Source organism: Parabacteroides sp. PF5-9, assembly GCF_029893105.1.
Lineage (GTDB): Bacteria > Bacteroidota > Bacteroidia > Bacteroidales > Tannerellaceae > JARXWG01.
Window position 1 is genome coordinate 38,117 of record NZ_JARXWG010000004.1, and the last position, 23,262, is coordinate 61,378.

The window sequence follows — 23,262 nt, forward strand, 5'->3', positions numbered from 1 at the left end:
CTCTTCTTATTCCACCGTAACTGATTTGGCCAAATTTCTTGGCATATCCACATCCCGACCCTTTTTTACGGCAATATGATAGGATAGCAATTGTAAAGGAATTATGGATAGTAGAGGGCTCAGGCATTCTGCTGTATTAGGGATTTCAATCACATAATCAGCTATATTTTTTACCTTATTATCCGATTGATTTACAATAGCCAGAATCCTTCCGTTACGCGCTTTGATTTCTTGAATATTACTGATCATTTTTTCATACGTACCATCGTGTGTGGCTATGACTATTACAGGCATATCCTGATCAATCAGGGCAATCGGCCCATGTTTCATTTCGGCAGCCGGATAACCCTCAGCGTGGATATATGATATTTCCTTCAGTTTCAAAGCTCCTTCCATCGCAATCGGGTAGGAATAACCTCGTCCCATATAAATGAAGTTATGGGCATAGGTGAATGTTTTTGATAAATCCTCTATGATAATATTCTGTTCTAGAATGGCTTCTATCTTTTCCGGAATTTGGTTCAACTCGGATAAAATGTGTTCATATTGTTCGTTTGGAATCGTATTTTTTTCTTTCCCTATGTTTATAGCCATCATGATCAGTACTAAAACCTGAGCTGTGAACGCTTTGGTGGATGCTACTCCGATTTCCACCCCTACGTGTGTATAAGATCCCGAATTCGTATTACGGGGAATGGAAGAACCAACCACATTACATATGCCATAAACAAAAGCACCGGCTTTCTTTGCCAATTCAATAGCAGCCAAAGTATCAGCAGTCTCTCCCGATTGGGAAATCGCTATTACGATATCATCCGGATAGATGACGGGATTCCGGTAACGGAATTCGGAAGAATATTCTACTTCTACTGGAATACGGCAAAACTCTTCCAGTAAATATTCGCCTATCAGTCCGGCGTGCCAGGAAGTTCCACAAGCAAGAATAATAATACGACGTGCTTTGAGAAAACGCTCTTTGTGATCAATAATGCCCGAAAGAGTCAGGTTGTTACAATCGATATTGACACGTCCACGCATACAATCGCGTAAAGTTTGGGGTTGTTCGAATATCTCTTTGAGCATGAAATGAGGATATTCGCCTTTCTCTAATTCACTTAAACTTACTTCCAACTGAATGGTTTGCGGCGTTTTCTCCACATTTGCCAGACTTAAAACTTGTGGTGCTTTATCTCGATGTATAACCGCAATCTCTTCATCTTCCAGATAAATAACCTTATCGGTGTGGTCGATAATGGGAGAGGCATCAGATGCGATAAAAAATTCGTCTTTACCGATTCCGACAACTAACGGACTGCTTTTCCGAGCTACGATGATAAATTCGGGATTTTGCCTTTCTATAATAGCAATAGCATAAGCGCCTACTACTTGTTTCAAAGCTAACCGAACCGCTGTTATTATATCAACGTTATTGCCGGTCTTTATGTATTCAATCAGTTGAACGAGTACTTCCGTATCGGTTTCGCTTTGAAACGTGTAGCCTTTTTGCATTAATCCTGTTTTTAGAACTGTATAGTTCTCGATGATTCCATTGTGAATTAGAGCCAGGCTTTCGGATTGTGAATAATGCGGATGCGCATTGGCCTGATTGGGTTCGCCGTGCGTTGCCCACCGGGTGTGGGCAATACCCGCATGCCCGGAAATATCTTTGCCTTCACAAAACAGTTCCAAGTCTGAAACTCGACCTTTGACCTTATAAATGTTTAATTCATTTTCTTGATTAAGCAGTGCGACGCCCGCACTGTCATATCCTCTATATTCCAAACGATGCAAACCTTTTGTCAAAATGGGAAATGCATTTTGTCTCCCGATATATCCTACAATTCCACACATGTTTTAAATTTTTATTTATACTCATCCCTGTTTTTAATCAGAATTTTATGCTTCCAATAGTAGAGATGTTTTTTTAGATTGTGTTGACCTGACTTTTTCTTTTTCCTTATTATAAGAGGATACAAATGTGGTAACAAAAATCTATAAATACAACATTGAAAACATTATTATGTCTTTTTTATGGCATAGAAAGTGTTATTTAGATGGGTTTGTGGCGGATTAAATGACATAATATTATAATCAACATCTTCCAAAGAGGCGATATGTTAAAAGGATATCAAATCGCAGATAGATCAGACATTATAACACTATATTTGTTAAATAATAATCTTTATGTCTTTTTTTCTTGTATATATAAAATATTATGCTCAATTTTGCGGCGGTATTAGTTTCTTTTTGACACAAAGGTTATTTAAAGATGAAATTTACGAAAATGCACGGTATCGGAAACGATTATGTTTACATCAATTGTTTCGAAGAAAGGGTTGATTTTCCAGAAAAACTAGCTGTTTTAGTTAGCGATCGCCACAAAGGAATTGGCTCCGATGGGTTAGTATTGATTATGGCGTCTGATGTAGCTGATTTTCAAATGCGGATGTTTAATCCAGACGGATCGGAGTCGCAGATGTGTGGGAATGCTTCCCGTTGTGTAGGGAAATATGTGTTTGACAAAGGCCTGACTCAGAAAACAGATATATTGCTTGAAACAAAAGCCGGAATCAAACAACTTCACTTATATCCCACAAACGAAAAAATCAAACAGGTTTGTGTAGATATGGGAGAGCCCATCCTTCGCCCCGCGGATATTCCGGTATTGTCTTCCGGAGAAAGAATCGTGAATAAAACAATAGATTTCAATCCCGAACAATATAAAATAACGTGTGTGTCTATGGGTAATCCGCATACCATTATTTTTTGTTCTAAGATAAATGGATTGATATTAGAAAATATAGGTAAAAAAATTGAATCATCAGGCATGTTTCCGGAACGCACGAATGTGGAATTTGTCGAGATTAGATCCCCTCAAGAGGCATATGTGCGGGTTTGGGAACGAGGAACCGGTGAAACACAGGCCTGTGGAACTGGTGCATGTGCGGTATTGGTCGCAGGCGTACTTACCGGTTGTTTAGAACGAAAAGCAACCATTGCACTTCCCGGTGGAGAGTTGCAAATTGAATGGAATGAGAAAGACAATCATGTATATATGACAGGTGAAGCAGTGATCGTATTCGAAGGAGAACTCTTAACTTATCAGTCTTAAAACGATTAAAAAATGGCATTAATAAACGATCATTTTTTGAAATTATCCGAAAGTTATCTGTTTTCGGAAATAGCGAAAAAAGTTACTGATTATAAAACAACGTATCCGGATGCAAAAGTCATAAGCCTGGGTATAGGTGATATAACCCGTCCATTGGCTCCGGCAGTTCTCCAGGCGATGCACAAAGCCGTTGAAGAGATGGCCGTTGCCTCTACGATGCGGGGATATGCTCCTGAATGCGGATACTCCTTTCTGATTGATGCCATTGTTAAAAATGACTTCAATGCGCGAGGTATTCAACTGGATAACGACGAAATTTTTGTAAGTGACGGTGCAAAAAGTGATACCGGAAATATCGGTGATATATTAGATATAGAGAATAGGGTAGTCATTACTGATCCGGTCTATCCGGTTTATCAGGACACCAACCAAATGGCAGGGCGCAACATACTCTACCTGCCGGCTGTATGTGAAAACGGATTTGTTCCTGAGATCCCTGCCGGGAAGGTGGATATCATCTACCTCTGCTATCCGAACAATCCGACCGGGACGACACTGACAAGAGAGCAATTAAAACAATGGGTTGACTATGCGTTGGAGAATAAGGCACTGATTTTGTTCGACGCGGCTTATGAATCCTTTATCACAGAAGAGGATGTGCCTCACAGCATTTATGAAATAGAAGGGGCGAAACAAGTGGCGATCGAATTCCGGAGTTTCTCGAAAACAGCCGGATTCACAGGCGTGCGCTGCGGATATACTGTTGTCCCCAAGGATCTGATAGGGTTTGATAGGAACGGCGAGGCACATTCGCTGAATAAGCTATGGCGTAGGCGACAATCGACCAAGTTCAATGGAACGGCCTATATCGTACAACGCGGAGCCGAGGCGGTTTATTCTCCCGAAGGAAAACAACAAATTCGCCAGGCGATTGATTATTATATGGAAAATGCCCAAATCATAAAAAACAGCTTACAGGCTTTAGGTTATGAGACTTATGGAGGAATAAATGCGCCCTACATTTGGGTAAAAACGCCTGGAGGAATATCTTCCTGGGACTTTTTTGATACGTTATTATATGAATGCCAAATCGTTTGTACTCCCGGTGTCGGATTCGGTATAAATGGAGAAGGTTTCGTGCGCATGACAGCTTTCGGTACAAGAGAAAATACCATCGAAGCAATAGAAAGATGGAAGATTAATCTCAAATCCACTACATTATGATGTTGTACTTCTATTTGTATCCCCGCATACAAAATCCCCGCTAAGGGGAAATCGATAAAAAGAGAAAAGGATTGAAATAACGAAAAACGTCATTTCATCCATACGAGCCGGAAGGGTAATCCTTCCGGACAGGGAGAGGTACAGCCTTTTTCTAACACAAAGACAATGGTTTAAGTATTTAACATTCAAAAGAATAATCAAAATGAAAAGAATATATTTTATCGCCTGTTTATTTCTTCTTCCCGTCTGCATGCAAGCGCAAGAAGAAAAAGAAAGTAAAGTCTCTTTCGACCTGGGAGCCGATTTAGTAAGCTCTTACGTATGGCGTGGAGCCTATCAGACAAGTGCCGCTATCCAACCTTCCATGGGTTTGACGGTTGGAGGATTTTCCCTATCGGCATGGGGTAGCGTCCCCTTTTCCGGGACAGCCAAAGAAGTCGATTTTACCCTTGGTTATGAAACGGGTGGATTCTCAGTAGCAATCACTGATTACTGGTGGGCGGGTGAAGGTGCCTATAAATACTTTAAATACAGCGCCCATCAAACGGCACATCACTTTGAAGCTTCTTTAAGCTACTCGTTACCGATAGAGAAATTCCCGCTCTCTCTTTCCTGGAACACCATGTTTGCCGGTGAGGACTACTACAAGGCAGACGGCAAAAGGGCTTATTCTACTTATATCTCAATGGGCTATCCCTTTAATATAAAAGAAGTTAACCTGGAAGCCGAAGTTGGGCTTACTCCTTGGGAAGGGATGTATGCGGGCGATTTTGCCGTTGTCAACATCGGACTGAAAGCTTCAAAAGAAATGCGTATTACAGACGGGTTCTCATTACCTGTATTCGCACAAGTCCTGACAAACCCGGAAGCAGAGGATATATTTCTCGTATTTGGACTTAGTTTTTAAGTATTCATTTGAAACAACAGAAAAGATGAAAAAGATTGAAGCAATTATTCGTAAAACCAAATTCGATGATGTCAAAGAAGCATTAGATACCGTCAATATCGAATGGTTCTCTTACTATGATGTAAGAGGTGTTGGGAAAGCCCGTCAAGGACGTATTTACCGTGGTGTCATTTACGATACAAGTAGTATTGAGCGAATTTTGGTAAGCATCATTGTTCGAGATAAGAATGTACAAAAGACGATAGATGCCATACAGGAAGCTGCGCAAACAGGTGAAATTGGGGACGGACGAATCTTTGTCATTCCGGTAGAAAATGCTGTACGTATCCGAACCGGTGAGCAAGGTGATATTGCTCTGTACAATGCAGAGCATGAAGAATAACAGGGCTATTAACATAACAAAGACAACAAAACATGAAACGAATATTATTTATATCCATTTTATTTTTCTCGATCTTCGCGGCATTCGCAAAGACTACCGAAACTGTGGTAGAAGTCACAGCTATAGAAGAGACTGCCGCATTCGACAGTATTGCTGATCTTGCCTTATCCCTCGACACCGTTTGGATGTTGTTGGCTGCCATGCTCGTATTTTTTATGCAACCGGGGTTTGCATTGGTCGAGGCCGGTTTTACCCGTACCAAAAGTACAGCAAATATTCTGATGAAGAACTTTGTCGATTTTACATTGGGATCGATTCTGTTCTTTGCTGTAGGTTTTGGCTTGATGTTTGGATCCGGAACATTTGCCGGTATGCCGAATTTCTTTCAAATAGATTTTCTGGAAACAGAACTGCCTGTTGAAGGCTTTTTGATATTCCAGACTGTATTCTGTGCTACAGCTGCTACTATTGTTTCGGGAGCAATGGCCGAACGGACTAAATTCCATATGTACCTGATTTACACCATTTGTATTAGCGTATTGATCTATCCAATCTCAGGCCACTGGACCTGGGGCGGTGGCTGGCTGATGAACAGCGAGGAAGGCAGTTTCATGATGAACCTCTTCGGAACGACTTTCCATGATTTTGCCGGATCAACCATTGTACACTCCGTCGGTGGCTGGATAGCATTGGTCGGAGCCTGGATTGTCGGCCCGCGTATGGGTAAGTATGGAAAAGACGGGAAGTCGAAAGCTATTCCGGGACATAACTTAACGATTGGCGCATTGGGTGTTTTCATTCTCTGGTTCGGATGGTTCGGTTTTAACCCCGGCTCCCAATTAGCCGCTTCGGGTGAGGAAAACCGTGTAGCTATCTCACATGTATTTCTGACAACCAACTTAGCAGCCTGTGGAGGTGGATTTGCTTCTCTTATAACAGCCTGGTGGCGCTATAAAAAGCCCTCTTTGTCACTGACGCTGAACGGTATATTAGCCGGATTGGTGGCTATCACAGCCGGATGTGATATGGTTTCTCCCGTAGGTGCTTTAATCATTGGTATCCTTGCCGGTATCCTGATGGTGTTCTCCGTAGAGTTTATCGATCGCATTCTTAAAATCGACGATCCTGTCGGTGCTTCTACCGTACATGGTGTTTGCGGTGTATTCGGAACGTTGATGATCGGACTATTCTCCACCAGCGAAGGCTTATTCTACGGACAGGGTTGGAGCTTCCTCGGGGCACAGGTCTTCGGAGCTGCCGTTGTCGGAATATGGGCACTCGGAATGGGCTTCATCATTTTCAAATCATTGGATAAGCTCTTTGGACTCCGTGTTTCTAAACGCGTGGAAGAAGAAGGCTTGGATATATACGAACATGGCGAAACCGCTTATAACTAATTTTCAACTTTCAATTTATGAAAACAACAATTCCCAAAGGCTATAAGCCTACTCTGGTTCCGGAAGAAATGGAACAAGCAATAAAAGCGATAAAGGTTAAGTTTCAGGATGAACTGTCGCAAGCATTAGACCTGAGACGAGTGACTGCACCCTTATTTGTCCTTGCAGGAACCGGCATTAATGATAATCTCAACGGGGTAGAGCGCCCTGTTTCGTTCGAGATTCCGGCTGTCGGAGGTAAGAAGGCAGAAATCGTTCATTCATTGGCGAAATGGAAACGGATGAAACTTGGAACTTACGGCATTGAGCCAGGCAAAGGGCTTTATACCGACATGAACGCTATCCGTGCCGATGAAGAACTGGATAACCTCCATTCACTCTATGTCGACCAATGGGACTGGGAACGCACCATTACCGCTTCCGACCGGAACCTGGATTTCCTGAAAGCTATGGTCAAAAAGATTTATCAGGCACTCAAGAATACAGAGCAATATGTATTCCGGCAATATCCGAATATAACACCTACACTGCCTGAAGATATTGTCTTTATCCATACGGAAGATCTACAAAAGGAATATCCCTCCCTTTCGCCAAAAGAACGTGAAAACAAAGCTGCTAAAAAATACGGAGCCATCTTCCTGATCGGTATCGGTGGAGAGCTTCCCGATGGAAAGATACACGATGGACGTTCACCCGACTACGACGACTGGAGCACACCGACCCGGGATGGCTATAAAGGCTTGAACGGTGATATCATTGTTTGGAACACAATCTTGGAGCAAGCATTCGAGATATCTTCTATGGGTATACGTGTCGATAAAGCCGCGCTGTTGTTACAACTCCGGATAAGAGGTTGCGAAGAGCGCAAGGAATTGCAATTCCACAAAAGCCTGTTGGAAAATAAGATCCCTTTGTCTATAGGAGGAGGAATCGGGCAGTCGCGCCTCTGCATGTTCCTATTGCATTGCGCCCATATCGGTGAAGTGCAAGCCAGCATCTGGCCGGAGGAAATGATAGATGAGTGTTTGGTAAATAATATAATACTTAAATAATTGAAAATTGAAAGTTGAAAATGGATTGGCTTTCACTTTCAACCTTCATTTTCAACTTTCAACTCTATAAACTATGGCAAATTTAAGATTTAGTGCAGTAAAACAAGCTTCCGGACGGGAAGCGGTAGAAGTATCGGCACCGGCTCCTAAGGCTTCCGAATACTTCGGTAAGTATGTATTCGACAGAAATAATATGCGTAAATACCTGTCGAAAGAGACTTTGAAATTGGTATTGGATGCTATTGACAAAGGCGAACCATTGGACAGACAAGTGGCCAACCATGTAGCTGCCGGTATGCGTATGTGGGCGATGGAAATGGGGGCAACACATTATACCCACTGGTTTCATCCCTTGACCGATGGTACGGCTGAAAAGCATGATGCCTTTATTGACTTCGACGGACAGGGTGGAGTGATCGAGGAATTCTCGGGGAAACTGTTGGCACAACAGGAGCCGGATGCTTCGAGCTTCCCTTCTGGCGGTATCCGCAATACGTTTGAAGCGCGCGGATACACCGCCTGGGATCCTTCTTCTCCTGCTTTTATCGTAAAAGATACACTTTGTATTCCTACCATTTTTATCTCCTATACGGGTGAAGCGCTGGACTACAAGACACCTCTGCTCAAATCGATCGCCGCTGTGGATAAGGCAGCAACCGATGTTTGTCGTTACTTCGACAAAAACGTTAAAAAGGTCTTCTCTTATCTGGGCTGGGAACAGGAATATTTCCTGGTAGATAGATCCTTGTATAATGCCCGTCCTGATTTGGCGCTTACGGGTCGTACTCTAATGGGACATGAAAGTGCAAAAAACCAACAGTTGGAAGATCATTATTTCGGTTCCATACCGACACGAGTATGCGCTTTTATGCGTGATCTGGAATACGAATGCTATAAGTTGAGTATTCCCGTAAAGACCCGCCACAACGAAGTGGCTCCCAATCAGTTCGAAGTAGCACCGATCTTCGAAGAATGTAATCTGGCGGTCGATCACAACCTCTTATTGATGTCTACCATGGATGTCGTTGCCGAACGTCATAACTTCAAGGTGCTTCTCCATGAAAAGCCGTTTAAGGGGATAAACGGTTCGGGGAAGCATAACAACTGGTCATTGGGCACAGATACGGGCATTAACCTCTTGGGAGCAGGTAAAAACGCGAAGGAGAACCTGCAATTTATCACCTTTGTTGCTAATGTGTTAATGGCGGTTTACAAGAATAACGCTTTACTGAAAGCCAGCATCTCTTCGGCTACCAATGCGCACCGTCTGGGAGCTAACGAGGCACCGCCAGCTATCATTTCCGTCTTTATGGGATCACAGATCTCAGCTTTACTCGACGAAATAGAATCGAGCAAGGGGATCAAAGACATTGAACTCAGCGAAAAGACAGGTAAGCGTTTGTCATTGAATTATATTCCGGAGATTATGGTCGATAATACCGACCGTAACCGTACTTCGCCGTTTGCCTTTACCGGCAACCGTTTCGAATTCCGTGCCGTGGGTTCGTCGGCTAACTGTGCCGCTGCCATGCTTGCTTTAAATACGGCTGTTGCCGGACAGTTGAAACAGTTCAAAGCGGAAACCGATGCTTTGATCGCTTTTGGTAAATCAGAAGAAGAAGCCGTGTTCCAGATGATTCGGATGTATATCCGGGACTCGAAAGCGATTCGTTTCGATGGTAACGGATACAGTGACGAATGGAAAGTCGAAGCGGCAAAGCGCGGATTAGACTGCGAAACACGAGTGCCTGTTATTTACGATGCCTATACCATCTCGCAAACGATCGACCTTTTTGCAAAGACAGGCGTCTTGAATGAGCGGGAATTACATGCCCGCAACGAAGTGAAGTGGGAGCAATATACCAAAAAGATTCAGATCGAAGCCCGTGTACTGGGTGATTTGGCGATGAATCATATCATTCCCGTTGCCACCCGCTACCAAGGTCTGCTGTTGGATAATGTGTCCAAGATATTTACTTTATATGATAAGGAGAAGGCGGCAAAGATTGCTTCGCAAGATTTATTGATTATTGAAGACATTGCCGATCACCTGAACTTTATCAAGAAGAAGGTTGATGAGATGGTGGAAGCACGTAAGCAAGCAAATAAGATAGAAAATGAACGCGAAAAGGCCTTGGTGTATTGTGAGAAAATAGCGCCTTACTTCGATGAAATCCGCTATCATATCGACAAGCTTGAACTTACGGTAGATAATGAAATGTGGACATTACCGAAATACAGGGAACTATTGTTCATTAGATGACAATAAACATGAAAATGTCGCTCTATTTACTTTATAAAAAATGGAACAAAACAATTTATATAATCCCGAGTTCGAACACGATGCCTGCGGTGTCGGACTGGTAATTGATATCCACGGAAACAAATCGCATGATATAGTCGAAAAAAGTTTGCAAGTACTGGAGAATATGCTCCATCGTGGAGCTGAGAGTGCAGACAATAAGACGGGCGATGGGGCTGGTATTATGCTTCAGATTCCGCACGAGTTTATTCTATTGCAGGGAATACCTGTTCCCGAAAGAGGAAAATACGGAACCGGTTTGGTTTTTCTGCCTCAGGATGAAGAACAAGCCAAGCTTTGCATGGATACATTGAAGAATGTATTGACGCAGGAAGGTTTGGATTTACTGGCTGTACGTGATCTGCCTGTCAATAGTGATATTCTGGGCGAGATATCCCGGAATAACGAGCCGTTGATCAGGCAGATCTTTGTGGTCGATCAGGATCTTTCGGGTGATCACTTGGAGCAAAGGCTGTATGTCGCCCGTAAAAAAATTGAGAAAAATATTTTGCAATCAGCCTTACAGGACAAGCGGAGTTTCTATATCGTTAGCCTCTCTACACAGCGGATTGTGTACAAAGGCATGTTTACATCCACTCAATTGCGCGAGTATTTCCCGGATCTGACTAATCCGTATTTCACGAGCGGATTGGCGTTGGTGCATTCACGTTTCAGTACGAATACGTTTCCGACCTGGGATTTAGCCCAGCCGTTTCGCCTATTGGGGCATAACGGTGAAATCAACACCATTCGCGGTAACCGGTATTGGATGGAAGCCCGTGAAAATCTCTTGGGAAATTTTCAACTTTCAACTTTCAACTTTCCAATAATCCAACAAGGGATGAGCGATAGTGCTTCGTTGGATAATGTATTGGAATTTCTGATTATGTCGGGTAAAACACTTCCGCACGCTTTAGCTATGCTTGTGCCTGAAAGCTGGAACGACAAGAATCCGATCCCGCCTGAACTCAAAGCGTTTTATGAATACCATAGTATTATTATGGAGCCATGGGACGGTCCGGCTACGCTGTTGTTTACCGACGGGCGGTATGCCGGTGGTATGCTCGACCGCAACGGACTGCGCCCTGCGCGTTATCTCGTCACGAAAAATGACATCATGGTGATAGCGTCTGAAGCCGGAGTACTGCCTTTCGAAGCTTCGGAAATCAGAGAAAAGGGGCGGCTTCAACCGGGTAAAATGCTGATGGTTGACACCTTAAAAGGTGAAGTCCAGTATGATGCCCAGTTAAAAGAAACCCTGTCTAAAGCCTATCCTTACGAAGAATGGCTATCGAAAAACCGTATTATTCTCTCTGATATTCATTCGGGAAGAACGGTAAAACATAAGGTAGAGAATCAGTCGCAACTGTTGCGAGCCTTCGGGTATTCCAAAGAAGATATAGAACGGATTATTCTGCCGATGACTACCGACTGCAAGGAACCGATCGGTTCGATGGGGAATGATACGCCTTTGGCGGTACTTTCTGAAAAGCCGCAGCGCTTGTTCAATTACTTCCGGCAGTTGTTCGCACAGGTAACCAATCCGCCCATCGACCCTATCCGTGAAGAATTGGTGATGTCGCTTTCGCTTTATATCGGTACGCAGGAGGGCAATCTGCTTGAACCTTCTCCCGAATTGTGTAAAATGGTGAAATTGCAGACACCCGTTATCAATAACCGGGATTTGGATATCCTACGGCATTTAGGATACAAAGGATTCCGCACATTAACTATTCCTATATTGTTTGATATAGACGGCCATGCGGAGGATAATCTGGAGAAAGCCATCCGCACGATTTGCGCCCAAACCGAACAGGCAGTAAACGAAGGATACAATTATGTCATTCTGAGCGACAAAGGCATAAATGCGAAGCAGGCAGCTATTCCTTCTTTACTTGCCGTTTCGGCGGTGCACCACCATTTAATCAATAAAAAGAAGCGGATGCAAATCGCCATTGTGGTGGAGACCGCCGAAGTGCGTGAAGTGATGCATTTCGCTCTATTGCTTGGTTTTGGGGCAACGGCAATCAATCCCTATATGGTGTTTTCTATCTTGGAGCATGCGGTCGATTCGCATGAGATCCAACTGGATTACCACACTGCCGAGAAGAATTACATCAAAGCGGTCAACAAAGGACTATTGAAGGTTCTTTCTAAGATGGGGATCTCGACCTTGAGAAGTTATCGTGGTGCACAGATATTCGAGGCGGTCGGTATTAGCCAGAAACTGTTGGACAACTATTTCCGTGGGATGGTCTCGCGTATTGGAGGGATTGAGTTGGACGATATTGTCAAAGATACATTATACGACCATTTCTCTGCGTTTTATAACCCAAATGGAACAGATGCCTTGTTGCAAAACATGGGCTTTTACACCTATCGGAAAAACGGAGAGTACCACGCTTGGAATCCGGAGACAATTAATAAATTGCAGATCGCGACCCGCCTGGGTGATTATGAGAAATACAAAGAGTACACGCATATTGTAGACGAAAAAACAGATCCTGTTTTCCTTCGTGATTTTTTCACTTACAAACGTAACCCCATCGATATCTCGGAAGTAGAACCGGTCGAGTCAATCGCCCGGTATTTTGTTACCGGTGCCATGTCTTTCGGCTCTATCAGCAAAGAGGCGCATGAAGCAATCGCTATTGCACTCAACAAGATACATGGACGCAGTAATACGGGTGAGGGCGGAGAAGAACCTACCCGTTTCCGAACCTGTGAAGACGGGCTGAACCGCCGGAGCGCTATTAAACAAATCGCTTCGGGACGTTTTGGGGTCACAGCCGAGTATTTGGTGAATGCCGACGAGCTTCAAATTAAGGTCGCACAGGGGGCAAAACCAGGCGAAGGCGGTCAACTGCCGGGATTCAAAGTGGATAAAGTCATTGCGAAAACGCGGCATTCCATCCCGGGCATTACCTTGATTTCACCTCCACCGCATCACGATATTTATTCGATTGAAGATTTGGCACAGTTGATTTTTGATTTGAAGAACATTAATCCGACGGCTGAGATTAGTGTGAAGCTGGTCGCCGAAAGCGGTGTTGGAACGATTGCCGCCGGTGTAGCCAAAGCCAAAGCCGACCGGATCATTATCAGTGGGGCGGAAGGTGGCACGGGAGCCAGTCCGATTAGTTCGGTGAAACATGCCGGTATTCCAGGTGAACTGGGGCTTGCCGAAACACAACAGACCTTGGTGATGAATAACCTGCGTGGATTTGTTCGTTTGCAAACCGATGGACAATTGAAAACAGGTAAAGACATTATTGTCTCGGCATTGCTCGGAGCCGAAGAGTTTGGTTTTGCTACAAGCGTGTTGATTGTGCTTGGTTGTGTGATGGATCGCAAATGTCATCAGAATACCTGTCCGGTTGGGATTGCTACACAAGACGAAAAACTACGGGCAGGTTTCAAAGGGAAACATGAATATGTCATTCATTTCATGACATTCCTGGCGCAGGAAGTACGTGAACATCTGGCACAAATGGGATTCCGTAGTATGGATGAAATTGTCGGACGAAGCGACTTGCTTGCACTCAAACCGCTGGCGTTAAGCGGAAAAATAGGGAAGTTAGATTTAAAGAAGTTGATGTACTTCGCCGGTGATGGGAATGCTATTCGCTATACCAAAAGCCAGGAGCATAAAATCGATAAGGTTATTGACCATGAACTTATTCGCAAAGCACAACCGGCTATCAAGACCGCTTTGGCAGTCGAGATAAAACAAATCATAACCAATACCGATCGCTCCGTAGGTGCAATGCTTTCGGGTGAGATCGCAAAATGTTATGGAGGTGCCGGTTTGCCTGATAACACCATTGGCGTAAAATTCAACGGTTCGGCAGGGCAGAGTTTCGGTGCATTTCTTTCACCGGGAATCACCTTCCGCCTGGAAGGTGAATCGAACGATTATTTAGGAAAAGGTTTGTCGGGAGGAAAAATTATTCTGGTTCCACCGGCTCATTCCGATTTCGTGCCCGAGAAGAATATCATTGCGGGAAATACGTTACTGTATGGCGCTACTTCAGGCGAAGTGTATATCAACGGGAAAGTCGGCGAACGGTTTTGTGTACGAAACAGTGGAGCTATTGCGGTAGTGGAAGGCGTAGGCGACCATTGTTGTGAATACATGACCGGCGGACGTACCGTAGTACTCGGCTCTACAGGCAAAAATTTTGCTGCGGGGATGAGTGGCGGATTAGCTTACGTATTGGATATGGACGGCGATTTCGATTCAAATTGTAACATGGAAATGGTCGAATTATCATTGATAGAAGATCAATCGGACAACCGTGAACTTTTTCAACTCATTTCCAATCATGCCCAACATACGCAAAGTCCTCTTGCAAAAAGGATATTGAACGATTGGGCAACCTACTTGAAATATTTCATCAAAGTAACTCCGATTGAGTACAAAAAAGTATTACAGGAAGAAAAGATGGAGGTTGTCAATCGCAAAATTGCATAAGTAAAGTTGCACAGATAAAAATCACGTCTACCAGTTTAGTTTTACTCTCTATAGGATTTGTAGATCGTTCTAAAACAAAGAAGGCCGCTCCTCCCGGAGCAGCCTTCCCAACCACTTTTTTTCAATAAGATTTACATCTTAAAACAACACTTTTTCTTTTTGTTTATATATATAGATATTGTGGATTAGTCATTAATACGTCAGAATTGAAATACAATCCCCATTTTCTTTGACTGTTGCAATTTTGTTTTTGTCGTTCTGGCTGAAATAAAACAGGTAAGAGACCTCTTCACCGTTATCCATCACGCGGATGTCGCTAACCGCTGCATGGCCATAAGAAGAGGCTTTGAATTTATTCATCACTTGAACTGGTACTACTTCCTCGTCAACGACCCAGAATGTAGAGATCCAGTTGTAATTCTGATCCAGTGCAACCAGTTTGAACACATTGTTGCTGTCGATCACACCCACCTTTGCACTCAAAGAATCATCCCAGTAATCCAATACCTGGAAATCATTGAACATCCCGTTAATGGTACGGTTAACTTCCGAAGGGATAACAACCGGAGCTTCCGATTCAGTGGCTGTACTGTTTTTTGTACGGATCAGATCGCCCGATAAAGAGAGGTATACGTTCAACACTTCTGTGTTGTTGCTTATTTTAACCATATAGATGTCTGCAGTGTTTGTTCTTTCCAGGATGTTGGCGCTCAATAGGCTGTAATCCGCATATGCGCTTGTGGCCAATGTTCTTTTTACCGATTGGCTCAATGCCTGGTAAGCAACAGCCGTCTGTGTAGCTTCCCAGTTTCCTTTCTGGCTGAACCATGCTTTTACAACAGAGGAGTTTTCAGAGAAGCTGGCTGTGTAATAGCCGTTTTCGATAGTCCATTTAACGCTTTTAGCGTTTGGGAACTGAATATCCATCGCTCTTAATACGTTCTCGTTAGGAGTCATTGCCGATGGAGTGGAAGAAGCTGTCTGGTTGGTTAGTGGTAAGCTTTCGAAATGTTCGTCAGAAGAACAGCTTGTAATAAATAATGTAACGATAGCTAAAACGAATAATTTAAAAAATACCTTAGTTGCCATGATGTAATAAATTTGAAAAATTAGTGGTTGTTGTTTTACTCATTCGTGCCTTAACACGATGCAAATATAGGGGGGGGACGGGAGGTGAGAAATTCTGGAAAAGGAAAAATAGGTTACAAATCGTAATTTGTCGAAATCTACCAAAAACGGCCTGAAAATGAATAGAATCTACAACTCATTCAAGTTGTAAATCCTAACTTTTACAAGTTGTGATTACAATTTTCAAGTAATGGGAAGGGAGGGAAGGGGGGAGAAGATTATCTGTTAGGAAACTGAAAAAGGAGGTTGTTAGGCATAAAAAAAGGACTGCCTTGTCAGACAGTCCTTCTTTATATTTCTTTTAATTGCTTATCTCAGTAAGCTTGTGAAATCTGCATTTGCAACATATTTTGCAAATTCAAGATCAAGAGCAGCTTCTTTTTTCAATGAGCTGTCTTTTGATATCGCTGATCTCAAGTTGCTGATTACGCCACCTGAGTTGTTTGTACGAGCTGCAACAACTGCTTTCAGGTAGTCAGTCACTGCATCAGCTTTAGCAACACCATCTAATGTTTGTTGCGCTTTGCTGTAATCTTTAGCCATAATCTGAGCCAATGCAGCATTGTTGCTCTTGATTGAACCAAAAGAATTAACAGCTTTTGCGTATTCACCTTGTTCCAGATAAAGAACACCTAACGCTTCGCTTAATTCAGCTACGCCGGATGCGCTTCCCAACAGTTGTTCAGCTTTTGATTTATCCCCTTTCGTCAAAGCGATCAATCCTAAGTTCATGTTTGCTTCCGGATTAGATTTTACTGAATTTGCTTTGTTGAACATCTCTTCTGCTTTTGCCAGGTCACCTGCACGGAAACGCATCATACCGATGTTGTTCCATGAGCGATAGTCATTTGCAAATTGCTGGCTGGCTTTTGTATAGATCTGTTCTTTTTCAGAGGCATTATTGGTCAATGTAGCAGCATAAAGAAGTTCTTCTACATTCAATGCGCTTGGATTGCTTTTTGCCAATGCACTGATTTCGTCGTCAGACTTACCAATGATTTCGATGTTTGCAGTCAAACGAGAACGACGAAGCTGAGGCAGAATTTCATCTGCTAATGTGCTAAATACAGAAGAGATATTTTTGATTTCCTGCTCACGTTGTTCTGGATCGTTATACATAGAAAGAACACGTAAAACAAGATCTTTATCCTGAATGCTGGATTTAGAAACCAATTCACGGAAACCATCCCAGTCCTGAGCAGTATAACGGGCATCAACCGGCACGTCTACTTTCTCTTTTTTCAATTCTCTTCCCAGATAAGTAGAGGTATTTTTTTCACGTCTTTCAGCTAAACCTGTGTTCAGTTTCACACCACCATCAGGAGATGCATAAGCTGAAATTTCTATGGCTACATTTTGGTTCGGTGCTTCATCTGCATTTTTAACCAAATTTTTCCAGTCCGAAATTTCTTGTTTTCTCAACTCGTTTGAACGAAGTTCAGCCTGTTGGATCAAGAACATGATATTTGCATCATGTGCTTCACGGATGATACGTTGGAATTTATCCGCACCAATAGCCGCATTTGCTGTACCGGCATCTGCTAAAGCAGAGGTAGCAATAACTCCTTCACCGATTTTTATCTCAGGTAATTTGACTGTTTTGTTTTTAATCTTTGCGTCAAAGGTCAGATAAAGTTCCGATTTTTTCATCTCAGGTTTGTACGCAAAAGAAGATCTCATAGTTACATTCGCACCGGCTGCTTGAGGAATAACTTGGTTGTTGCCCGATACTTTCTCGCCTTGGTAAGTGTAGGATGTACCCCAAGCCTCTCCGCCTGCATAACGCAATACCGGAGTTACAGTTACTACAGCTTTCTTGTTGAACCATTTTGCAGGGAAAGTGGCATTGATTGTCACTGGCACCTGTCCACCGATGGCCTCCAACGGCTGCGGTTCAGCTTTGATGTACTGTTCGGATAATGGTTTCAACTTGTTCGAACAAGAAGAAAGGGTTAAAATCGCTGCCATCACAAAAAACGGCAATAATAACTTTTTGTTCATAATTTGTTATAAGTTTAAAGTGTTACTATGTTATATATTCACTGATTTTTTGGCTGATTTTTTCATGCTTACTCCTCAATATGCAAATCTAAACCATTTTTTTGTTATGAGGAGCAAAGAAGCCATAAAATGTTTTCAATTAATACTTATTAAAGAAATAATGTTACATCTGATCTTCTTTGGTTCAAAACCGCTACAACTCTGGAATAGCTCTATATATTCAGCGATGAAATGACCCAGTTATAGGCTGTATTAGTTCTAAAAAAAATAAAGAGGACAACATAAGGACTTTCCCTTTTGCAGTATTATACAGTAAACGAACCCAAGCAAAAACCGTCGCGTCGCTGTCGGTTTATTTGAGACTCCGAAACACTTTTTTGTTAGAGGTACCTCTAAATTATTTTACACGTACCTCTAAACGGATTTAGACGTACCTCTAAATTGTTTTAGACGTACCTCTAACAAAAAACAGACCTACGTGTAACAAAAAAGTAGACAGCACGCTATAGAAAAACAGTCAAGATCATGCTTTTATTTCCATAAGATGATGTGGAAAAAGGCATATAAACATTTCGAAAACCGAATGAAGGGGCAGACAGGATAGTCCAAATTGCCCACCTCCGCTCTCCCCTACAAATGGGGTAATTTAGTCATTACATGTGAATTATTCGTTTTTTAGGTCAAGTAATAGAAATGAAAAGTTATCTTTGTTTTCAAATAAATTTAGTCTGAATCAAAGCATATCAAACAACAATTCATATGAAAAGAATTTTTACCCTCTTTACCCTTTTGTTTCTGTCTGTTGTCTATACATCGGCCAAACAAGTTGAACAAAGTACGGCATTACGTCTTGCTACAAATTTTGTGTCCGGATACTCTGCTTTGCGCAGTACGCCACAACTAAAGTTGGTTTATGCGGCAGACGCAAAATCATCCGGCCATTTAAAAGCGGGAAGTCAGCCTTTGTATTATATATATAATGTATCAGACAATAATGGGTTTGTGATTATTTCCGGTGAAGATAATATTACACCGATATTGGGTTATTCCGATAACGGGGCATTTATGACTGAAAATATACCTGATAATCTGAAATCATGGTTGGAATTGTATGAAAACGAGATCAGCTGGATGATTGAAGAGGGACATGAAGCGTCGGACGAGATCAAGCAAAAATGGGAAGAGTTGTCGAACGGGAAAGGTTCGCTTGCTGCACAAAGTGTTCTTCTCCCTACAGCCAATTGGGACCAGAGCGGCCCGTATAATAATCTGTGTCCGATGGATGGCAATAAACGATCCGTTTCCGGATGTGTAGCGACCGCTATGGCGATTATTATGAAGTATCACCAATGGCCATTGCAAGGTAGCGGAAGTAATAGTTATACGACTGAAACAAAAAAGCTTCGTGTTTCTGCAGATTTCGATACAACGTATGATTGGAGTAATATGTTGGATACCTACGATGAAGGCAACCGGTCGTGGACCAAAGCGCAGGGAGATGCTGTAGCTACATTGGTCTACCACAGTGGGGCAGCAGTCCATATGGATTATACCAACGAAGAGAGCGGTGCATATACCCATGAGGCCTTAAATGCGTTTATTCAAAATTTCGGATACGACAAAGGCGCTTATCTCACCACTAAAGATATTTATTCGGATGGTCAATGGCATTACCTGTTGCAGAAAGAATTGGACGAAAAGCGTCCGATTCTGTATGGTGGATTGACAGCCAAAGATGCGGGGCATCAATTTGTATTGGATGGGTATAATCAGAGTTTTTATTATCATGTAAACTGGGGTTGGAGTGGTTATTCCAATGGTTACTATTTATTATCCAGTCTGGAGCCAAACTGGCAAGGTATCGGAGGAAATAAAGAAGGAGCCGGTTATTCTTTCAATCAAGATGCGATTATCGGATTACAGAAACCCCAAGAAGGTTCTACTGAAAATTATGAAATCATTTATACCGAAAGAAGAGGAATTGACGTCTGTGGGCTTTTTACCGATGTCGATATCATTAAACGAAACACCCCTTTTACCCTTCATTTCTCTGCGATATACGAATATTCACTTCGTGATTTTGAAGGTTATTTTGGCGCATTACTTATCGGTGAAGACGGAAGTGGGAAAGAACTATTATCCTATTTTAAAAGCGCACTCCCCGGTGGCCAGGCTGTTCATTTGAGTGAAGGACTTTCTATAACGATCAAGTCGGAGGCGGTAAAAGGAGATGTTATTTTGTTTTGTTATAGTCAGGACGGTCGTTCGTGGACGCCTATCCGTGGGCCACAGGGAAGTGTGAATCAGCTTCCAGTCAATGTAAGTCTGACAGCTAATGATACCCCTGAATTGGCACTGGCTCCTGATGTTTTCTTGTCGCCGACGATTGTTGAGTCTGAATTCCAGATACGCACAGAAAACGGAGCACGATTACAGCGTGTTATGATTTACAGCATTTCCGGACAACTGGCAAAAGATCTGAAATTCAATCAGACCGATGATTATACAACCGTTCAGGTGATGGATCTTAAACCGGGGATCTATATTGTTTCCGTACAGACATCGACCGGTAACCGTCAGTTTAAAATTGTCAAGAAATAAAGCATATGATTAACCGTATTTGTTTATATCTGTTTTTAGCTGTTTTGGGGATGGCGTGCTCTTCCAGCAAGCAAAATCAGGCCAAAGGAGAACCTGTGGATGAATTCAGAGGCAATCATGTCAGCATACGCGATTTACCCCCTGTCTTGATCTATAAAACCAAGCAAGATTACAGCCGGAATGTGCCGGTTATCATGAATCCGGATAAGAGTCTGATTGTCTCTTATCCGGCACCAACCGATTTGTGTCCGGGTGGACAGTGCAAGTACCCGACTCCATTAGCTGACGGATTTTGGCTCGACAACCGGGGGATTGGTAAAAACGTGGCTTTCCTTTCATATACCTATGAAGAATATGCAGCCATGTCGGTTCCTCCCTCTGTTGAAGTGATGATGAATCAGATCATCGACCGCAATCCGCTTACCGCGTTGTATCATTGCGGGTTAAAGAATACATTTACCCATACGGTTGAAGAACTGAACGAACTCATCAAAAGCGGCGCTTATAAAGAGAAACAGGATTTGCTGAAATAATACTATTTTTAAGACTAATTAACCTCTTGCTTCTTGTTTATTTACGATCTATTCGTAGATTTGTATCTGTCATCATAGAACAGTATCATGGAAAAACTAACAATACAGGAAGAAGAGGTTATGCGTATCATCTGGGATGTCGCTCCATGTTTTATCAAAGACATTCTCGCGCAGTATGATGATCCCAAGCCTCCGTATACGACAATCGCATCAGTCGTAAAAAATCTGGAACGCAAGAAATATGTCAAACTGAAAAGGTATGGCAATACGTATGAATATACTCCACTGATAGAGAAAGGGGAATATAAACGGACGTTTATGAGTGGGGTAGTGAGCAACTACTTTGCCGACTCTTATAAAGAAATGGTATCTTTCTTTGCCAAGGATCAAAAGATCTCTGCCGATGAGCTGAAAGAGATCATCGCTATGATTGAGAAAGGAAAAGAGTAACCTAACATCTACATCATTATGAATCCGGAGTTTGCCTACTTTTTGAAGGTGAATACAGCCTTTGTACTCTTTTATGCCTTCTATCGGTTGTTTTTTTACAAAGACACCTTTTTCAAACTACGCCGTTTTATCTTGTTATCGTTTTTTGTGATCGCTTTTCTCTATCCGCTCCTTAATATACAGGAGTGGGTCAGCGAACAGGAGCCTATAGCGGAGGCGATTCAGTTGTATACGATGATGTTGCCCGAGGTGGATGTACGTGCAGAGGGAATGGTCGGAATAAGTTGGTTTTCAGTCTTCCGGATATTATCGGTGAGTCTCTTCTTTATTGTTGTTATTATTCTGTTGGTTCGATTCTTCTTTCAGTTGAGTTGTATTATCAGACTGGCCTATAAAAGCCAACAGGGATATATTCAACAGATACCGATTCGTTTATTGCCAAAACCGGCAGGGCCATTTTCGTTTTTCCGATTGATCTTTATACATCCGCAAAGCCATTCGGAGAAAGAGACCGAAGAGATACTTATCCATGAATATACCCATGTATCGCAGTGGCACTCTGTCGACGTTGTCCTTTGTGAACTGGTCAGCATTTTTTGCTGGTATAACCCTTTTGTTTGGCTATTGAAACGGGAAGTTCGTCATAATCTGGAGTATCTGGCCGACAACAAAGTGCTCGAATCGGGTTACGACAGCAAAAGCTATCAGTATCATTTGCTCGGACTGGCGCATCAACCGCAAAGTGGCGGTCTGTACAATCGTTTCAATATGCTGCATCTGAAAAACCGGATTTTGATGATGAATAAGAAGCGGACACACGGTTTGTCGCGAACAAAATACCTGGTGTTTATCCCACTTGCCGGCATGTTAATGTTGTTGAGCAATATGGAAGCGGTAGCTCGTATTACGAAAAATCTGAGCCGGAATGTGACGGCAATAACTGACGATCCGGCAGTTTCCGATATCTCCCAATCAGGAGTAGATGATAACAACACAATCTCGATGGAATACTTTACCGTTGTCGATCAGATGCCCCGATTTCCGGGAGGTGACCAGAAATTGTTGGATTACATCAGCCAGCATATCCGTTATCCGGAAGAGGCTATCCGGGAGCGTATCTCGGGTATAGCCGTCTGTTCTTTTATTGTCGCTAAAGATGGAACGATTCACAACACTGAAATAGTTCGTAGCGTATCTCCTACCTTGGATGCGGAAGCACTTCGGGTGGTTCAAAGTATGCCTGTGTGGGAACCGGGAGTGCATAAAGGCGAAGCTGTGGCTGTCAAATACACCGTACCGATCAATTTCAGATTGCCTGAAAAGAAAGAAACCGAAGCGGATACCGATCAAGTATTTACCGTTGTAGAATCGATGCCGCAATTTCCCGGAGGTGATCAAGAATTACTGAGGTTCATCTCCAGATCGATTAAATATCCGCGATTCGCTCAGGAGCATGGCATTCAGGGAAGAGTTGTTTGCTCTTTCATTGTTCATAAGAGTGGTAAAATCAAGGATTTTGAGATCGTCCGGAGTGTTGATGCGGAGCTCGATCAAGAAGCCTTAAGAGTGTTAAGTCTGATGCCCGAGTGGGAACCCGGCAGACAAAGAGGGAAAGCGGTGTCTGTCAAATATACGGTACCGATTATGTTTCGTTTACAATAAAAAAGCCGGTTAGTACAATAGACTAACCGGCTCTCTT

General features: G+C 42.8%; 15 protein-coding genes. 12 read left to right on the top strand and 3 right to left on the bottom strand.

Annotated features, from left to right (window positions below; translation table 11 throughout):
- Nucleotides 1-6: 6 nt before the first annotated feature.
- Nucleotides 7-1,851, bottom strand: a complete 1,845-nt coding sequence (glmS, locus tag M2135_RS03415; RefSeq protein WP_280747196.1) for a glutamine--fructose-6-phosphate transaminase (isomerizing) — start codon at nt 1,849-1,851, stop codon at nt 7-9.
- Between the two features lie 418 nt (nt 1,852-2,269).
- On the opposite strand from glmS, the gene dapF reads away from it, so the two are divergent.
- From dapF to gltB, 8 genes are all read left to right on the top strand, one after another.
- On the top strand, nt 2,270-3,112 hold the full coding sequence (gene dapF, locus M2135_RS03420) for a diaminopimelate epimerase (protein WP_280747197.1): 843 nt from the start codon (nt 2,270-2,272) through the stop codon (nt 3,110-3,112).
- Between the two features lie 12 nt (nt 3,113-3,124).
- Nucleotides 3,125-4,336 (top strand): LL-diaminopimelate aminotransferase, encoded by a 1,212-nt coding sequence (locus M2135_RS03425; protein ID WP_280747198.1) that lies wholly within the window; start codon nt 3,125-3,127, stop codon nt 4,334-4,336.
- 202 nt (nt 4,337-4,538) lie between these two features.
- Nucleotides 4,539-5,243, top strand: a complete 705-nt coding sequence (locus M2135_RS03430) for a hypothetical protein (RefSeq protein WP_280747199.1) — start codon at nt 4,539-4,541, stop codon at nt 5,241-5,243.
- A 25-nt stretch (nt 5,244-5,268) separates the two neighbouring features.
- The gene (locus M2135_RS03435) at nt 5,269-5,625 is read left to right on the top strand and encodes a P-II family nitrogen regulator (protein WP_280747200.1); all 357 of its coding nucleotides are present in this window, start codon (nt 5,269-5,271) and stop codon (nt 5,623-5,625) included.
- A gap of 185 nt (nt 5,626-5,810) precedes the next feature.
- Nucleotides 5,811-7,022, top strand: coding sequence for an ammonium transporter (locus tag M2135_RS03440; RefSeq protein ID WP_280747334.1), 1,212 nt, complete (start codon nt 5,811-5,813; stop codon nt 7,020-7,022).
- Nucleotides 7,023-7,039: 17 nt separating this feature from the next.
- On the top strand, nt 7,040-8,074 hold the full coding sequence (gene asnA, locus M2135_RS03445; protein ID WP_280747201.1) for an aspartate--ammonia ligase: 1,035 nt from the start codon (nt 7,040-7,042) through the stop codon (nt 8,072-8,074).
- Between the two features lie 73 nt (nt 8,075-8,147).
- On the top strand, nt 8,148-10,337 hold the full coding sequence (locus M2135_RS03450; protein WP_280747202.1) for a glutamine synthetase III: 2,190 nt from the start codon (nt 8,148-8,150) through the stop codon (nt 10,335-10,337).
- A 40-nt stretch (nt 10,338-10,377) separates the two neighbouring features.
- A complete protein-coding gene (gltB, locus tag M2135_RS03455) occupies nt 10,378-14,850 on the top strand; it encodes a glutamate synthase large subunit (protein WP_280747203.1) in 4,473 nt (1,490 codons plus the stop codon).
- 192 nt (nt 14,851-15,042) lie between these two features.
- Here gltB and M2135_RS03460 read toward each other — a convergent pair whose 3' ends face one another.
- Nucleotides 15,043-15,939, bottom strand: a complete 897-nt coding sequence (locus tag M2135_RS03460) for a PepSY-like domain-containing protein (RefSeq protein ID WP_280747204.1) — start codon at nt 15,937-15,939, stop codon at nt 15,043-15,045.
- A 348-nt stretch (nt 15,940-16,287) separates the two neighbouring features.
- On the bottom strand, nt 16,288-17,979 hold the full coding sequence (locus tag M2135_RS03465) for a hypothetical protein (protein WP_280747205.1): 1,692 nt from the start codon (nt 17,977-17,979) through the stop codon (nt 16,288-16,290).
- Between the two features lie 759 nt (nt 17,980-18,738).
- Here M2135_RS03465 and M2135_RS03470 point away from each other — a divergent pair.
- The 4 genes from M2135_RS03470 to M2135_RS03485 all read left to right on the top strand — a co-directional run bounded on the left by M2135_RS03470 (nt 18,739) and on the right by M2135_RS03485 (nt 23,225).
- Nucleotides 18,739-20,580 (top strand): thiol protease/hemagglutinin PrtT, encoded by a 1,842-nt coding sequence (locus M2135_RS03470; RefSeq protein WP_280747206.1) that lies wholly within the window; start codon nt 18,739-18,741, stop codon nt 20,578-20,580.
- 5 nt (nt 20,581-20,585) lie between these two features.
- Complete coding sequence (locus tag M2135_RS03475; RefSeq protein ID WP_280747207.1) at nt 20,586-21,113, top strand: hypothetical protein; 528 nt, start codon at nt 20,586-20,588, stop codon at nt 21,111-21,113.
- Nucleotides 21,114-21,200: 87 nt separating this feature from the next.
- On the top strand, nt 21,201-21,563 hold the full coding sequence (locus M2135_RS03480; RefSeq protein WP_280747209.1) for a BlaI/MecI/CopY family transcriptional regulator: 363 nt from the start codon (nt 21,201-21,203) through the stop codon (nt 21,561-21,563).
- An 18-nt stretch (nt 21,564-21,581) separates the two neighbouring features.
- Nucleotides 21,582-23,225, top strand: a complete 1,644-nt coding sequence (locus M2135_RS03485; protein ID WP_280747210.1) for a M56 family metallopeptidase — start codon at nt 21,582-21,584, stop codon at nt 23,223-23,225.
- Nucleotides 23,226-23,262: the final 37 nt, after the last annotated feature.

Excerpts from the sequence above, each read along its gene's own strand:
- M2135_RS03435 (WP_280747200.1), top strand. The coding sequence starts at position 5,269 with ATGAAAAAGATTGAAGCAATTATTCGTAAAACCAAATTCGATGATGTC.
- M2135_RS03470 (WP_280747206.1), top strand. The coding sequence starts at position 18,739 with ATGAAAAGAATTTTTACCCTCTTTACCCTTTTGTTTCTGTCTGTTGTC.
- M2135_RS03475 (WP_280747207.1), top strand. The coding sequence starts at position 20,586 with ATGATTAACCGTATTTGTTTATATCTGTTTTTAGCTGTTTTGGGGATG.
- M2135_RS03460 (WP_280747204.1), bottom strand. The coding sequence starts at position 15,939 with ATGGCAACTAAGGTATTTTTTAAATTATTCGTTTTAGCTATCGTTACA.
- glmS (WP_280747196.1), bottom strand. The coding sequence starts at position 1,851 with ATGTGTGGAATTGTAGGATATATCGGGAGACAAAATGCATTTCCCATT.
- M2135_RS03465 (WP_280747205.1), bottom strand. The coding sequence starts at position 17,979 with ATGAACAAAAAGTTATTATTGCCGTTTTTTGTGATGGCAGCGATTTTA.
- M2135_RS03480 (WP_280747209.1), top strand. The coding sequence starts at position 21,201 with ATGGAAAAACTAACAATACAGGAAGAAGAGGTTATGCGTATCATCTGG.
- M2135_RS03425 (WP_280747198.1), top strand. The coding sequence starts at position 3,125 with ATGGCATTAATAAACGATCATTTTTTGAAATTATCCGAAAGTTATCTG.
- M2135_RS03450 (WP_280747202.1), top strand. The coding sequence starts at position 8,148 with ATGGCAAATTTAAGATTTAGTGCAGTAAAACAAGCTTCCGGACGGGAA.
- M2135_RS03440 (WP_280747334.1), top strand. The coding sequence starts at position 5,811 with ATGTTGTTGGCTGCCATGCTCGTATTTTTTATGCAACCGGGGTTTGCA.
- M2135_RS03485 (WP_280747210.1), top strand. The coding sequence starts at position 21,582 with ATGAATCCGGAGTTTGCCTACTTTTTGAAGGTGAATACAGCCTTTGTA.
- dapF (WP_280747197.1), top strand. The coding sequence starts at position 2,270 with ATGAAATTTACGAAAATGCACGGTATCGGAAACGATTATGTTTACATC.
- asnA (WP_280747201.1), top strand. The coding sequence starts at position 7,040 with ATGAAAACAACAATTCCCAAAGGCTATAAGCCTACTCTGGTTCCGGAA.
- M2135_RS03430 (WP_280747199.1), top strand. The coding sequence starts at position 4,539 with ATGAAAAGAATATATTTTATCGCCTGTTTATTTCTTCTTCCCGTCTGC.
- gltB (WP_280747203.1), top strand. The coding sequence starts at position 10,378 with ATGGAACAAAACAATTTATATAATCCCGAGTTCGAACACGATGCCTGC.